Below are 13,740 nucleotides of genomic sequence, written 5' to 3'. Positions count from 1 at the left end.
CTTTATGAGGGAGCCACTAGTTTTGTTTGGTGTAAAGACATTGGCGTAATTACCCGAAGAAATAAAAAGGCCCGAATGTGTAATTCGGGCCTTTTTATTTATGGCTAACCGTTCAGCGATCAGTTTTTCAGGGGGACCAGAACTTCTTCGTCCGGCGACAACACCATGAACACCAGCAACTTGGCAGGCCGGGTGGCACTGGCGTTTTTCGAGACCAGATGTTCGGAACCGGCCGCTTCGTACCAGTATTGCCCGGCCTTGTAGGTCACTTCTTTCTCGCCTTTTACCTGGGAAGTAACGGCCCCCTCCAGAACATAGGCCATGGCGGTGCCATCGTGCTTGTGGGCAATGGATGCCTGGCCGGGCTTGTAATCGACTTCAATCATCAAGGCCTTTTTGCCTGGTACGTTTTTCAGCAGTTGATCCTGCAATACCGTGACCTTTTCCGACGGATCACCCGCCTCATGGGCGAAGGCCGAGGCGGAAACAGTCAGAGTCAGGGCGACAAGGGGGGCGGCACAGAAGCGCAAAACATTCATGGTTCATCACCTGCGGTGGGTTAGAGGTCAGGAACCAATCTAGTGCGCTGTGGCGGGCAATCAAACAGCCAATATTCGAGAAGGCCAGGGGACCAATCGGGATGTAAAAACAAAAGATCGCAGCCTTCGGCAGCTCCTACAGAGGTACCCATACTCTGCGGGAACGGCCAAAAGGCTGCGATCTTTAACCGTTTTACTATCGGATCGGAAAGCTGTTGAAGTCGACGGCATTGGCCAACTGGCAATCGATCAGGTCGATAAAACCTTGCACTTCAGGGCTGTTGAAATGCGATTGCATCGCCGCTTCCGATTGCCAGTGGGCGCTGACGGTCCAGCGGTTACTGTCCTCAGGGCAGCGGTCGACCATATAGGAATCACAGCCCGGTAGTTCGCGCAGGGTGTCGACAATCTTTTGCAGTTGCTTACCCAGTTCTTCCGAGCGGCCGGCAACGGCCTGCACCTTTACGGTATTGATCACTTTGTAGGACATTGGCTCACACTCCTGAATCAGGCCGGACGAATCCTGCTCATTGAGGGATTACGCCTATGCAGGATAGGCCTGCCCCCCCGGACCACCAATAGCCAATCGCCGGATAAAGCCGCAGTCCAATCCATCAGGCAACTTGTTGCAAAATGTCTCTCAGACGATCCAGGGCGATGTCGATATCCAGGGTCTCGATGGCGCCGAAACCCAGGAAGAACCCGGCTTGCGGTGTTTGCTGGTAGTAAAAACTGTCGATGGCATAGAGTCCGACTTCCACCTTCTTCGCCAGCTCGATCACCAGTGGCACGTCGATCGGTACTTTGCACATCACCACCATGTGGAAACCGGCCATGGTCGGCACGGCCTCCAGCCATGGCGAGAGATCGCCGGTCATGCGCGCCAGGATCCGGTCGCGCCGACCCGCATAGATCGTATGGCAGCGTCGAATGTGTTTGAGCAGGCAGCCTTCAGCGATGAACTTGGCCAGCGCCCACTGGGGCAGGGTAGAGGTGTGCAGGTCCGTCAACTGCTTGGCGCGGACTACCGCCTCGAGAATCGCTGGCGGCAGGATCGCGTAACCCAGGCGCAGCTCCGGCAGCAGGGTTTTCGAAAAGGTCCCGACGTAGGCGACGATCCCGCGCTCATCCATGTTTTGCAGCGAATCGGTTGGCCGACCTTCGTAGCGGAATTCGCTGTCATAGTCGTCCTCGATGATGATGGCGCCCAGTTCATGGGCCTTGGCCAGCAGCGCTACCCGCCGTTCCTGGCTCATGGGCATGCCCAGGGGGAACTGGTGCGAAGGGGTGACGTAAATCAGCCGCGTGCCGAGAGGGATCTTGTCCACTTGAATGCCCTCGGCATCCACCGGAACGCCGATGACCGTCGCGCCATGGGTGCCGAACAACAGGCGCGCCGGCGGATAGCCGGGGTCTTCCATGGCCACGATGCTGCCGGGCCGCGTGAGTACCCGGGCGATCAGGTCCAGCGCCTGTTGCGCCCCGTTGCACACCACCACATCGTCATCCTGGCAATTGACCCCGCGGGAAAACGCGATGTGCCGGGCGATGGCATTGCGCAGCGCTGGCAAGCCTTCGGGCAGGCTGTAGAGGCCCTTGGATGCAGCGATCTGGCGCAAGGCGTGGGATGTGCAGCGTCGCCAGTCATCCTGGGGAAACTGGCCCTTGCTGGTGGCGCCGCCGATGAAGTCATAACGCAGCGAGCCTTCCAGTGTCGGGTGGCGCAGAAACACCGGCAGATTGCGCCAGGACTCGATCACTTCGAACCCGGCCAGCTCGGTATGGCTTTGCTTGCGCTCGATTTTTGAGGCCCGGGCATTGACGTAGGTGCCCTTGCCGATCACCCCGGTGAGGAAGTTTTCGTAGGTCAGCTGGGCGTAAGTGTCGGAAATGGTCTTGCGCGAGATGCCCAACTGCTGGGCCAGCAAGCGGCTCGGCGGGAGCTGCGTCCCTGCTGCCAGACGACCTGATTCGATGGCGCTGCGCAGTTGGTTGTACAACTGGCCCGCCAGATCCTTGCGCCCGTTAATGACAACATGTAGTTCCATACCGGCAAGCTCCTGCAACGGATGACCTGGTTCGCGCTGTACATGGCGCAAGAGTACCCGGATTTGTCGGCAGGGATGAAGTTGTGAAGGGAAAAAACGCTGGATTGGACTAGTGGGCGATGGTCTGCCCGGAAATCGAAGAATTGGCTATCGATTGAGCGGGTAACAGCCCTTAATCTGTGGCTCGTTGAAATTGTCGAGTTTAGTTGAAAACATCTGCTCGATATTTTCGAGTGACAAATTTTGGTGTTGCTCCGCCACAAGCCTTGCAATGATTATTGCAGGGCTTTCTTTGTTGCTTGAATAACATTATTTTAAATACTCATCCTTGCAGCGATACTTGTCTTGCAAGGATGAGTCAGTGCAACAACCATTGGCAATTCAGCACTTCAGCTGGACTTGGCGGGCTGGGTTTCTGCACGTTCAGCGGTGTTCTGATTGTCGTTTTGAATTCGTTCGTTTTGCGCTGCGACCTGCTGGGCACGGGCATTGGCGCGTTCGATCAAGCGGTCACTGCCACCTTCGGCGAAGGTGAGGCCCGAGAACGCTGCGCACAACAGGCTGCCGACGATAACTATACTTTTCATGATGTTTACCTTTTGAAGTGAAGTTGCAAGTGTCTGGATGACGGCGCCAGTTTAGTGAGCGAATCGTATGATAGAAAATATCCAATTTTGAACTTAACGTGGTGACCAATGTGTTGTTGGAAGTTCAATGGGGTAGTGCGTTAAAGCCTGTTGTCGGTATTTGAAAGCAGGCGTGGAGTCCTGTGTTTTTTCAATGACCGATCATGGTAAGTGGTCCACCGTTTTTTCGCATAATTGGATCTGGCATCGCACGGTGCGTGTGCCAATCTTGAAACAACCACCTGATTGAAAAGGCCTGCCATGAACCCTCGACTGGATTACTACAGCGCTTCACCCAAGGCGATGAAAGCGATGATCGCCATGGAGGCTCTGACCAGCAGTCTGAGCATCGAACCGGCGCTGCTGCACCTGATCAAGATCCGCGCGTCGCAGCTCAACGGCTGCGCGTTCTGCACCGACATGCACTCGGTGGATGCCCGGCGCCTGGGCGAGACCGATCGGCGCCTGTATTCCATTGTGGTCTGGCGCGACAGCAACTTCTTCAACCCGCGCGAGCGCGCTGCCCTGGCCTGGACCGAGGCCGTGACGCTGCTGTCGAAAAGCCATGTGCCGGATGATGTCTACGAGGAGGCCCGGGCCCAATTCAGTGAAGGCGAACTGGTGGACCTGACCATCGCGGTCACCACCATCAACAGCTGGAACCGCCTGGCCGTGAGCTTTCGGCAAAGCCCCAGCACCTGATCCGGTTGTCACACCCGCTTCATGAACGATGCGCAGGATGGAGCTCCCAGAGATAGATCGACAGGGAGTCATCGATGTCATTCATGGAAACCTCCGGTCATCGGCGTATTGCCGAGTACCGCGTCCCCCTTGATAAAACTCCCTCCTGGCGCATCCGCGCGGCACAGATCGATCCGGTGCTGGCGCAGAGTTTCAGCGTCAGTGCCCGTTGCGGCTGCTTCATGCAGGCAGCCCGCCGCCTCAACATCAAGGCCACCCTCTTGCGCAAGCACTTGGCGCAGCTGGAAGCGCAGTTGCAGTGTTCATTGTTCAGCCCCTCGGACAATGGCCTTGTCCTCAGTCGTGACGGGTTGCAATTACAGTCGCAGTTGATTGCGCTGGCCCACGAACGTGACCTGCCGGTGATCCAGCAACCGTTGCTGCGCCTGGCCATTGCCGAGTCGATCCTGCACGACATTCTTGGTCGCGATCTGGTGGCGTTGCTGCGACGCAACGCCAGCGTGCGCCTGGACATCATCACCCTGGATAGCGAACTGTCCCTGCAAGCGGTCAGTGCCGATGTGGTGGTGTGGCTGGCCGGCACCGATTCGCCGCTGCCCGGGCCGAGTTTCGCCACTCGCGAGCCCCGGGCCCTGGCGCAACTCGACTATCTTCCGCACATCGCCAAGCGCTATTCACGGGTCGCCTCGCGCCCCGACAGCCTCGAGGACCTGGCCGACTTTCTGTTGGTGCAATGGCAGCATGACCGGCAAATCGACAGCTTCCGGCCATGGAACCAATTGGTGGAACAGCGGTTGGCCGGGGTCGTGCAGTTACATTCCTATGGGCTGATGCTGGAGATGATCCGCTGCAGCGCGTGCATTGGCTTGTTGCCCGGCTACATGAGCCGCTTCGATCGCGGGTTGATCGGTTTGCCTGAGCTGTTCGGTCAAGCGATGCGGCGCCAGGTGTGGATGGCGGTGAATGCCGATTCCGCGGGTGAAGGGCAAGTGCAGATGCTGGTGGAGTTGATCCATAACACCTTCAACGAGCGCCGGGAGTGGTTCGAGGGTTAATCTCAATCAAATGTGGGAGCGAGCCTGCTCGCGAAAGCGTCATGTCAGTCAATATGAGTGTTGAATGTGATGGCCTCTTCGCGAGCAGGCTCGCTCCCACAGTGTTCTGGTCATGCCCAAAGATTACGGTATAGAGTGAACAGCCATATCTGCCTCAAGGATGAATCACTCATGCCCGTCACTGAATCGGTCATCACCCTCGAACGTCTCAAGGAATCCCACCTCGAAGGTATCACCGCGCTCTACCGTGAGCCGGTGGTTGCCCGTCAGACGCTGCAAATGCCGTTTTTATCCCCCGATATCTGGCGCAAACGCCTGGCGTCGGACGATGAACGGGTGATGCAACTGGTGGCGCTGCACCAGGGGGCGGTTGTTGGCAACATCACGCTGGAACAGTTTTCCCGTATCCGCCGCAGCCATGCCGGCAGCTTTGGCATGGGCGTCGCGCGTGAGTGGCAGGGCAAAGGCGTGGGTTCAAAACTGCTGGCGGCGGCACTGGACATCGCCGACAACTGGATGAACCTGCGCCGCGTCGAACTGACCGTTTACGCTGACAACGAAGCCGCCATCGGCCTGTATCGCAAATTCGGTTTCGAAACCGAAGGGCTGCTGCGCGACTACGGGTTCCGCGACGGCCAGTGGGTCGATGTCTTGAGCATGGCGCGCCTGCGTCGCATGCCCGGCTAGAGACCTCCCGGCGATTAGTCGTACAAGCCGCGGGCGCATCTGCCATGCTGAGTATCCGCAGCACCGCTTCAACCAAAGGAACACCGCAATGGACGACGTACAGCAACTGGGCGAGATGCTTCGCCACTACGCAGAAAGCGAAGCGCACAAGAAGCAAGTATTCGAGTCGCAATCGGCCGTTTGGGCGAAGCGCATCGGTGAACTGTTCGACCAGATCCAGCAGTGGCTGGAGCCGGTCAAGGCACCGAATCTGCTGGAGGTGAGCCGCGAGCAGTACGTTGCCTTCGGGCCGAGCGTTCCGGTGGAGACGTCGACGTTCAAAACCGAGAAATTATCCATTGTGATTGCCGGCAAGCCGGTGGAGTTCGTGCCGGATGTGATGGGCGTGGGCGGTCAGATCTCCCTGGCGGTCATGGGCTTTACCGCTGCGCGCTATGGCAGCGTTTCGCTGGTCTGCCTGCCACCTTCCAATGATTGGCAGTGGCGCAAGACCAACGGTTTGAAAGACCCGGATACCTTCGCGTTCGATGCGAACTTTTTGGCGCAACAGCTGCAGAGTCTGATTCCCCGCGATCGCAGCTGATTTTTCAGTACACCGCCTATCTCCCCTGTGGGAGCGAGCCTGCTCGCGAAGACGGAGTGTCAGTCGACATCAATGTTGACCGATACACCGTCTTCGCGAGCAGGCTCGCTCCCACAGTGGATAGGGTGGCGCATCAGATTTCGAGGTTTCCCCAACCCGGCTTCACCTCTTCCGGTGCCACCGCATTGATGGTCTTGCCGGTAGCCGCTTCCACCCGCCGCGCCACCTCCGGATCATCGGCAAACGGAATCAAACTGGCATCATCGAGACTCTCGGCGGTCTGGTGTCTCAAGCAACATTCCACCGCCAGCCACAGGCTCACCACGCCCAGAACATTCAGTACGATCTCGATCATCAGGCTATCTGCGCTTCAAGTTCTGCCATTTTCAGGTCTGACACCCGAACCGTCCGCCACACGTTGTAAGCCATTAGCAACATGCCGCCGAGGAAGAACACGCCTCCGGCAAAGCGCACCACGAACCCCGGATGGCTGGCCTGCAAGGCTTCGACGAAGGAGTAGGTCAATGTGCCGTCGTCGTTGATCGCGCGCCACATCAGGCCCTGGGTGATGCCATTGACCCACATCGAAGCGATGTACAGCACCGTGCCGATGGTCGCCAGCCAAAAGTGCAGGTTGATCAGCGGCGTGCTGTGCATCTGCTCACGGCCGAAGACTTTCGGCACCATGTGATAGGTTGCGCCAAAGGTAATCATCGCCACCCAGCCCAAGGCCCCGGCATGTACGTGGCCGATGGTCCAGTCGGTGTAGTGGGAGAGGGCGTTGACGGTCTTGATCGCCATCATCGGCCCTTCGAAGGTCGACATGCCGTAGAAGGCCAGCGACAGCACCAGAAAGCGCAGGATCGGATCGGTGCGCAACTTATGCCAGGCGCCCGACAGGGTCATCATGCCGTTGATCATGCCGCCCCAGCTCGGTGCCAGCAGGATCAACGACATGGCCATGCCCAGCGACTGCGCCCAGTCCGGCAACGCGGTGTAGTGCAGGTGGTGGGGACCTGCCCAGATGTACAGGGTGATCAGCGCCCAGAAGTGCACGATCGACAGGCGATAGGAATACACCGGCCGCCCCACCTGTTTCGGCACGAAGTAATACATCATCCCGAGGAAACCGGTGGTGAGGAAAAAGCCCACGGCGTTGTGCCCGTACCACCACTGCACCATGGCGTCGGTGGCCCCGGAATACACCGGATAGGACTTGAACCAGCTCACCGGGATCGACAGGTGGTTGACCACGTGCAACATGGCGATGACGACGATGAACGCGCCGAAGAACCAGTTGCCGACGTAGATGTGTTTGGTCTTGCGCTGCACCACGGTGGTGAAGAACACGATGGCGTAGGCCACCCAGACCACGGTCATCCACACCGCGCCGGAGAATTCGATTTCGGCGTATTCCTTGGTGGTGGTGTAGCCCAGCGGCAGGCTGATCAGCATCACCACGATCACCGACTGCCAGCCCCAGAATGTGAAGGCGGCGAGTTTGTCCGAGAACAGCCGCACGTGACAGGTACGTTGCACCGCGTAATAGCTGGCGGCGAATTGCGCGCTGCCGGCGAAACCGAAAATCACCAGGCTGGTGTGCAGCGGGCGCAAGCGGCCGAAACTGGTCCACGGCAGGTCGAGGTTCATCTCGGGCCATACCAGTTGCGAGGCGATCCACACGCCCATTGCCATCCCCACGACACCCCAGACAATGGTCGCCACGACGAATTGGCGGACGACCTTGTAGTTATAGGCCTGTCCGTTAGTTGCTGTACTCATGCTCAATGCTTCCACGGTTGCAAAGTCAGGCAACTGTAAAAACATCGGCAAATCCAAAACAGACTCAGGAAAAATTGATTTATGCGGATCAGATCGGAAGTAGCCAGGGCTGGGCTGGCTTGCCTCTGATACGGTTTTTTCGAAAACAGCTGAATCTGTAATGCAGATCAGCGCGGGTTCATAGTCATCACCTCCAAACGAGCCGCAGAGCCCGACTCTTGGCGCAGTCCCTGTGGGAGCGGGCTAGCCCGCGATTGCGGTCGTTCAGACGACAACAATGTTGTCTGTAAGGACCTCATCGCGGGCAAGCCCACTCCCACAGGTTCTGTGTTTTGGCCGACAGCCGATCACTCCTGATGAGGTAGCCAGATGTATCAGTACGACGACTATGACCGGGCGCTGGTGTTCGAGCGGGTTGCGCAGTTCCGCGATCAGGTCGAACGCTTCATGGCCGGTGAGCTGAGCGAGGAAGAGTTCCTGCCATTGCGCCTGCAAAATGGCCTGTACATGCAAAAACACGCCTACATGCTGCGGGTGGCGATTCCCTACGGCACGCTCAGTGCCCGGCAGATGCGCACGCTGGCGAGCATCGCGCGGGATTACGATCGCGGCTACGGCCACTTCACCACCCGGCAGAACATGCAGTTCAACTGGATCGAACTGGCCCAGGTGCCGGACATCCTCGAACGCCTGGCCGCAGTGGAAATGCATGCGATCCAGACCTCCGGCAACTGCGTGCGCAACATCACCACCGAAGCCTTTGCCGGGGTCGCCGCCGACGAAATGATCGACCCGCGACCGCTGGCGGAGATCCTGCGGCAGTGGTCGACCATCAACCCGGAATTCCTGTTCCTGCCGCGCAAGTTCAAGATTGCCATCTGCTCGGCCGAGCAGGATCGGGCGGCGATCATGATGCATGACATTGGCCTCTATCTTTACCCCGGCGAAGACGGGCAAATGCTGCTGCGGGTGATTGTCGGCGGCGGGTTGGGGCGTACGCCGATCCTTGGCTTGCAGATCCGCGACGGCTTGCCGTGGCAGCACCTGCTGTCCTACGTCGAGGCGGTGTTGCGCGTGTACAACCGCCATGGCCGACGGGACAACAAGTACAAGGCGCGGATCAAGATCCTGGTCAAAGCCCTGGGCATCGACGCCTTCGCCCGGGAAGTGGAGGAGGAATGGCAGTACCTCAAGGATGGCCCGGCGCAACTGACCCTCGATGAGTTCGAGCGTGTGGCCAGTGCGTTCGTCGCGCCGGACTATCGTACGCTGGCAGACACCAACCTCGATTTCGGCACACACCTGGCCGAGAACCCGGCGTTCGCGCGCTGGGTAATGCGTAACGTGCAACCGCACAAAGTGTCGGGCTACGCCAGCGTGGTGCTGTCGACCAAACCCGGCATTGCCGCGCCACCGGGCGATGTCACCGACACGCAGATGGAGGCGGTGGCCGAATGGTCCGAGCGCTTCGGCTTCGGTGAAATCCGTATCGCCCATGAACAGAATATCGTCCTGCCGGACGTGCCCAAGGCCGACCTGTTTGCGTTGTGGCTCCTGGCCTGCGAGTACAATCTGGGCAGCGCCAATGTCGGCTTGCTGACCGACATCATCGCCTGCCCCGGTGGCGACTTCTGTGCGCTGGCCAACGCCAAGTCGATTCCCATCGCCCAGGCCATCCAGGCGCGCTTCGAAGATCTCGATTACCTGCACGACCTGGGTGATATCAGTCTGAATATCTCCGGTTGCATGAACGCCTGCGGGCATCACCACATCGGCAACATTGGCATCCTCGGTGTCGATAAGAACGGCAGCGAGTGGTACCAGATCACCCTCGGCGGTGCCCAGGGCAAGAACAGCGCATTGGGCAAGGTTATCGGCCCGTCTTTCAGCGCCGTCGAAGTGCCCGATGTCATCGAGCGCATCATCGAGACCTTCGTGCGTTACCGCGAGAGTGAGGAGTTGTTCGTCGACACCTTCCATCGCATCGGCCTGGAGCCATTCAAGGAGACGGTGTACCCGAAAGTGCTGGAGGTGTCGGCATGAATAATCTGCTGCGACTGGAGGAGGGCGTGGCGCGGATTGACGCGGACGACCCATGGCAGCTGGTCAGGAGCATCGACACCGGGTTACCGGCCGGCGCGCTGATTCTGCCGCTGGCCCGGTGGCTGGAAAACCCGCAGCACAATGCGGTGTGGCTGGGGCCGGACGATGAAGTGGAAAGCCTCAAGCCTTGGTTTGCCCAACTGCCATTGATCGCCCTGGACTTTCCGAGTTTTCGCGATGGGCGCGCGTACAGCCAGGCGTATCTGCTGCGTACGCGATTGGGCTGGACCGGCGAGTTGCGCGCCATTGGTGATGTGTTGCGCGATCAGCTCAGCCACATGCGTCAGTGCGGTTTCGACAGCTTCGCAGTGCGCGAAGACAAGTCCGCGGAGGATGCGCTGAAAGGGTTGGCGGGGATGAGTGTGTTGTATGGGCGATCGGTGATAGAACCGCGGCCGTTGTTTCGGCGGCGCTAAGCGCCAAAAAAGCAAAAGATCGCAGCCTGCGGCAGCTCCTGCAGGGCTGCCGCAGTCTGCGATCTCTTGATTTTATTAGTTGATGCGAACCAGCGCCGCGCGATCGCTTGGCGACACTTGATCGATTTCCAGCAGGGTCAGGTTTTTCGGCGCTTCACCGGCCAGTGGGCTGCCGAGGTTTCCTGCGGCGTCAGCCGGAAGCTTGTACATCGCACCTGTCATCGGATCGACGACCAGCATGCCAATCAGACCGCCGAACAAAATATTGCCCCAGTACCAGCCGCTCATGCTGGTATCCAGTTTTGCGGTGGTATCGGCATAGCCTTCTTTCTTGAAGGTAATGGTGTAGGTCTCGCCTTTGAAGTAGCCACGACCCGAAGGCAGCGTCACCGAATTGGGCGTGGAACCGCTATGAACGACGACACCGTCCTTGTTCTGGACAGTGAAGTTGGCACCACTCGGGGTACTCGATACGTTTACAGGGTACTTGCTGTCCCCGACGATGCTTGCGCAGCCGGAAGTCAGGAGGGTGGCGGTCAGGGCTGTAATGGTGAAAAACTTGCGCAGAACTACCATTTTTTTCCTTGCGACTGGACTGTGCCGTCATTGGCCGAGGCGTGCTTCATGCAGGCCTCGAGGTGGATATTTTGGGGGATGTTTACGCGGAAGGCACTATGCCAGTAGTGGCTATATAGTGTCACTGAAAATCGAAAGAATTTTTACATTTCTGTAGGCGCGAGCAGGGAATCACTTCAACGCCGGATCGCCCCTGTTGATGTTCTTCCAGCCCTGCAGCAGCACCTGCGCCTTGGGTTCCTGCCCGTTGTCGAGGTAGTACTGAATCAGCGACAGCCGCGCATTGCGGTTGGCCGGCTGTTCCTTCAAGAGTCTTTCCAGCTCTGCGCAGGCGTCGTCGACCTTGCCGCTGTCATGCAGCGCCACCGCGAGTACGTAGCCGTATTGCGCGGTCTGCGGCTCCAGTTGCGCGGCTTTGCGCAGGAACGGCATTGCTTGCCCGGACTTGCCGGCACGCACCAGCGACAGGCCCTGAGTGTGCTGCAGCAGCGCGACGTCCGGGTATTGCTTCAGGCTTTGCACGAGCAGTGCCTGGGCCTCCTGGCTGCGGCCACTGGCTTCCAGCCATTGCACCAGCGTCACCCGCGCCGGATGGAAGTCCGGATCACGCTGGAGCGCGGTGTGCAGCAGGCCTTCGACCTCGCCACTGCGGCCGCTGGCCTGGTACAGCATCGCCAGGTTGAGGTTGGCCTCGGCGCGTTCGGCCAGGCTCTTTTGCACCGCTTCGTATTCGGCAATGGCGGCATTCCAGGCCTCCTGGGCATTGCCCAGACCGTTGCGCGCCACGCTGAGCAGGTCCCGCGCCGAGGCAATGCGCACGGCCTTGACAGGGTCGCTCAGCACCGGCGTCAACAGCGGAGCGCGCTCCGCCGGCTGCAGGAAGGCGCTGATCGCCCGCACCGCGCTTTCTCGCACTTGCGGTGCCGGGTGGCTCAAATCCTTTGTCGCCAGTTTCAGTGCCTGTTCGCTGGGGTACAGCGGCAACTCGGCCAGCAGGGTCGCCCGTTGAATCGCCGGCAGGTTGTTGCGTTGCAGTTGCTCGTACAGGGCTTGCGCCGCGCCGGGCTGACCGTTGCGAATCAGCCACAGGCTTTCGTCGTAACGTGGCGCTTGCGCCATGCCGGCATTGGCGGTGTTCCACAGCTTGAACTGTTCTGTGACCTTGTCGCCGGCCTTGCCCTGGTGACAGGTCAGGCAAGCATCCGGCGTGCCGAGTCTTTGCGCGCGTTCGGGGTTGGGGATACTGAAGCTGTGGTCATGCCTGAAGTCGTTGCCCATATAGAGCTTGCCGGGCATATGGCAATCCACGCACTGCGAACCTGGTTGGCCCGGGGTGTGGCGGGTGTGTTCGATGGCGTCATAGTTCTTCGCTTGCAGGCCCTTGCCGTCGACGCCTTCCACGGACGTCTTGCCTGCGGAGTTGTGGCATTGCAGGCAGACGCCGTTGCCCGGTGCCTTCAGTCCGGTACTGTGGGGGTTATGGCAATTGCTGCACCGCACGCCTTTGTCGAACATTTTGCTTTGGGCGAAGGAACCGTGTTCGAACACTTCATCCTTGATCTTGCCGTCCAGGGCGTACAGCTCGCGGGTCAGGGTACTCGGCAGGTAATCGTCCATCAGGCGCTTGCCGACGGTGAAGCCATCGCCCAGCGGCGCGCGGCGGGCGTGGCAGCGGGCACAGGTTTCGATTTCGACGGTGGCGTTCTTGTCCTTGAGGTCGACGGCAAACCCGGCGTGGATCAGGTCGGTTTTTTTCGCCGTCCATTCCAGGTGGTTGGAGGCCGGGCCATGGCAGGCCTGACAGCCGACGCCAAGGCTGTTCCACTGACTGTCGAAGGTGTTCTTCGCAGCATCGAAATTGCGCTTATAAGCGGTGGTGTGGCATTCGACGCACATGAAGTTGGCATTCTGGCTCGGTTTGCTCCAGTGCAACGGGTCCTTGAAGGTCACGCCCTGGCCCGGATAGAGATGAAACCAGCGCCGCTTCTCGGTATCCCAGGCCACGCCCAGGGCTTGCAAGCGTCCGTCGCCGACTGCAATCAGGTATTGCTGCAACGGCGCGATGCCAAAGGTGTAGGCGACCTTGAAATCGGCATTCTTGCCGTCGATGCCGGGGGTGTTGACCCAGAAGCCGTCGTCCTTGCGCGAGAAACGGGTGGTTTCGTTTTCCGCCTTGAAGGTGACGTTGTTGAAGTCGCCGAGCATCGTTTCGGCGTTGGCTTCCTGCATCGCCAATTGGTGATGGGAGCCTTGCCAGTCCTTGACTTGGGCGCTGTGGCAGCCCTGACATTGCTGCTCATCTATCATTTTCGCCGGCGCCATTCCCGGCACAGGGGCAACCGGTTGTGGCTTGATGGGTTGAACGACAGGCGTGCTGACCGGCGCATAAGTCACGGGCGCCGGGTGACTGCCGAACAGAAACCAGCCAATGCCCGCGACAGCGAGGAGAAGGAAGCCAATGGTGACGGGGAACAGATAACGGTTAATCAGGGTCGGTTGCGAATCAGGCTTTGCGGCTACCGCTTTATTTTTATCTTTCGGCATTGCGACTTCCGTAGTCCGGTTGCGATAGCCGTCAGGCGCGCGTTCATGCTCGATGCAGCTTTGCTGGATGGCTGGCGTC

At 59.3% G+C, this 13,740-nt stretch carries 14 protein-coding genes; 6 read left to right on the top strand and 8 right to left on the bottom strand.

The window, feature by feature from the left end:
• Positions 1-119: 119 nt before the first annotated feature.
• The 4 genes from FFS64_RS11930 to FFS64_RS11915 form a co-directional block, all read right to left on the bottom strand.
• The gene (locus tag FFS64_RS11930; protein WP_137805546.1) at positions 120-539 is read right to left on the bottom strand and encodes a cupin domain-containing protein; all 420 of its coding nucleotides are present in this window, start codon (positions 537-539) and stop codon (positions 120-122) included.
• Between the two features lie 196 nt (positions 540-735).
• Positions 736-1,029 carry an antibiotic biosynthesis monooxygenase family protein gene (locus tag FFS64_RS11925; RefSeq protein WP_137805545.1) on the bottom strand — a complete coding sequence of 98 codons (294 nt, stop codon included), beginning with the start codon at positions 1,027-1,029 and terminating at the stop codon, positions 736-738.
• A 124-nt stretch (positions 1,030-1,153) separates the two neighbouring features.
• Complete coding sequence (locus tag FFS64_RS11920) at positions 1,154-2,587, bottom strand: PLP-dependent aminotransferase family protein (RefSeq protein ID WP_137805544.1); 1,434 nt, start codon at positions 2,585-2,587, stop codon at positions 1,154-1,156.
• Positions 2,588-2,976: 389 nt separating this feature from the next.
• Positions 2,977-3,174, bottom strand: coding sequence for a co-regulatory protein PtrA N-terminal domain-containing protein (locus FFS64_RS11915; RefSeq protein WP_137805543.1), 198 nt, complete (start codon positions 3,172-3,174; stop codon positions 2,977-2,979).
• Between the two features lie 300 nt (positions 3,175-3,474).
• On the opposite strand from FFS64_RS11915, the gene FFS64_RS11910 reads away from it, so the two are divergent.
• From FFS64_RS11910 to FFS64_RS11895, 4 genes are all read left to right on the top strand, one after another.
• Entirely contained in the window at positions 3,475-3,915 is a 441-nt protein-coding gene (locus FFS64_RS11910; protein ID WP_137805542.1) for a carboxymuconolactone decarboxylase family protein, read from the top strand.
• 74 nt (positions 3,916-3,989) lie between these two features.
• Complete coding sequence (locus tag FFS64_RS11905) at positions 3,990-4,970, top strand: LysR family transcriptional regulator (protein ID WP_137805541.1); 981 nt, start codon at positions 3,990-3,992, stop codon at positions 4,968-4,970.
• Between the two features lie 171 nt (positions 4,971-5,141).
• Positions 5,142-5,657 carry a GNAT family N-acetyltransferase gene (locus FFS64_RS11900; protein WP_137805540.1) on the top strand — a complete coding sequence of 172 codons (516 nt, stop codon included), beginning with the start codon at positions 5,142-5,144 and terminating at the stop codon, positions 5,655-5,657.
• A gap of 88 nt (positions 5,658-5,745) precedes the next feature.
• Complete coding sequence (locus tag FFS64_RS11895; RefSeq protein ID WP_137805539.1) at positions 5,746-6,240, top strand: hypothetical protein; 495 nt, start codon at positions 5,746-5,748, stop codon at positions 6,238-6,240.
• A gap of 133 nt (positions 6,241-6,373) precedes the next feature.
• Here FFS64_RS11895 and FFS64_RS11885 read toward each other — a convergent pair whose 3' ends face one another.
• Positions 6,374-6,595 (bottom strand): cbb3-type cytochrome c oxidase subunit 3, encoded by a 222-nt coding sequence (locus FFS64_RS11885; protein WP_137805538.1) that lies wholly within the window; start codon positions 6,593-6,595, stop codon positions 6,374-6,376.
• Positions 6,595-8,022, bottom strand: coding sequence for a cytochrome-c oxidase, cbb3-type subunit I (gene ccoN, locus FFS64_RS11880; protein WP_137805537.1), 1,428 nt, complete (start codon positions 8,020-8,022; stop codon positions 6,595-6,597). Before ccoN ends, FFS64_RS11885 begins: the two co-directional genes overlap by 1 nt.
• Positions 8,023-8,391: 369 nt before the next feature.
• Here ccoN and FFS64_RS11875 point away from each other — a divergent pair, with 369 nt between their 5' ends.
• The gene (locus FFS64_RS11875; RefSeq protein WP_137805536.1) at positions 8,392-10,065 is read left to right on the top strand and encodes a nitrite/sulfite reductase; all 1,674 of its coding nucleotides are present in this window, start codon (positions 8,392-8,394) and stop codon (positions 10,063-10,065) included.
• Complete coding sequence (locus FFS64_RS11870) at positions 10,062-10,541, top strand: DUF934 domain-containing protein (RefSeq protein ID WP_137805535.1); 480 nt, start codon at positions 10,062-10,064, stop codon at positions 10,539-10,541. Before FFS64_RS11875 ends, FFS64_RS11870 begins: the two co-directional genes overlap by 4 nt.
• A 75-nt stretch (positions 10,542-10,616) precedes the next feature.
• Here FFS64_RS11870 and FFS64_RS11865 read toward each other — a convergent pair whose 3' ends face one another.
• Positions 10,617-11,117 (bottom strand): hypothetical protein, encoded by a 501-nt coding sequence (locus FFS64_RS11865; protein ID WP_137805534.1) that lies wholly within the window; start codon positions 11,115-11,117, stop codon positions 10,617-10,619.
• Between the two features lie 171 nt (positions 11,118-11,288).
• Positions 11,289-13,661 (bottom strand): tetratricopeptide repeat protein, encoded by a 2,373-nt coding sequence (locus FFS64_RS11860; RefSeq protein WP_137805533.1) that lies wholly within the window; start codon positions 13,659-13,661, stop codon positions 11,289-11,291.
• Positions 13,662-13,740: the final 79 nt, after the last annotated feature.

The organism is Pseudomonas sp. G(2018), assembly GCF_005502415.1.
GTDB lineage: Bacteria > Pseudomonadota > Gammaproteobacteria > Pseudomonadales > Pseudomonadaceae > Aquipseudomonas.
This window is presented reverse-complemented; position numbering and strand designations above follow the sequence as displayed.

Bases quoted from the DNA above. Each gene is read 5' to 3' on its own strand.
- FFS64_RS11875 (WP_137805536.1), top strand. From the start codon at position 8,392: ATGTATCAGTACGACGACTATGACCGGGCGCTGGTGTTCGAGCGGGTT.
- FFS64_RS11905 (WP_137805541.1), top strand. From the start codon at position 3,990: ATGTCATTCATGGAAACCTCCGGTCATCGGCGTATTGCCGAGTACCGC.
- FFS64_RS11900 (WP_137805540.1), top strand. From the start codon at position 5,142: ATGCCCGTCACTGAATCGGTCATCACCCTCGAACGTCTCAAGGAATCC.
- FFS64_RS11885 (WP_137805538.1), bottom strand. From the start codon at position 6,595: ATGATCGAGATCGTACTGAATGTTCTGGGCGTGGTGAGCCTGTGGCTG.
- FFS64_RS11865 (WP_137805534.1), bottom strand. From the start codon at position 11,117: ATGGTAGTTCTGCGCAAGTTTTTCACCATTACAGCCCTGACCGCCACC.
- FFS64_RS11910 (WP_137805542.1), top strand. From the start codon at position 3,475: ATGAACCCTCGACTGGATTACTACAGCGCTTCACCCAAGGCGATGAAA.
- FFS64_RS11925 (WP_137805545.1), bottom strand. From the start codon at position 1,029: ATGTCCTACAAAGTGATCAATACCGTAAAGGTGCAGGCCGTTGCCGGC.
- FFS64_RS11915 (WP_137805543.1), bottom strand. From the start codon at position 3,174: ATGAAAAGTATAGTTATCGTCGGCAGCCTGTTGTGCGCAGCGTTCTCG.
- FFS64_RS11860 (WP_137805533.1), bottom strand. From the start codon at position 13,661: ATGCCGAAAGATAAAAATAAAGCGGTAGCCGCAAAGCCTGATTCGCAA.
- FFS64_RS11895 (WP_137805539.1), top strand. From the start codon at position 5,746: ATGGACGACGTACAGCAACTGGGCGAGATGCTTCGCCACTACGCAGAA.
- FFS64_RS11930 (WP_137805546.1), bottom strand. From the start codon at position 539: ATGAATGTTTTGCGCTTCTGTGCCGCCCCCCTTGTCGCCCTGACTCTG.
- ccoN (WP_137805537.1), bottom strand. From the start codon at position 8,022: ATGAGTACAGCAACTAACGGACAGGCCTATAACTACAAGGTCGTCCGC.
- FFS64_RS11870 (WP_137805535.1), top strand. From the start codon at position 10,062: ATGAATAATCTGCTGCGACTGGAGGAGGGCGTGGCGCGGATTGACGCG.
- FFS64_RS11920 (WP_137805544.1), bottom strand. From the start codon at position 2,587: ATGGAACTACATGTTGTCATTAACGGGCGCAAGGATCTGGCGGGCCAG.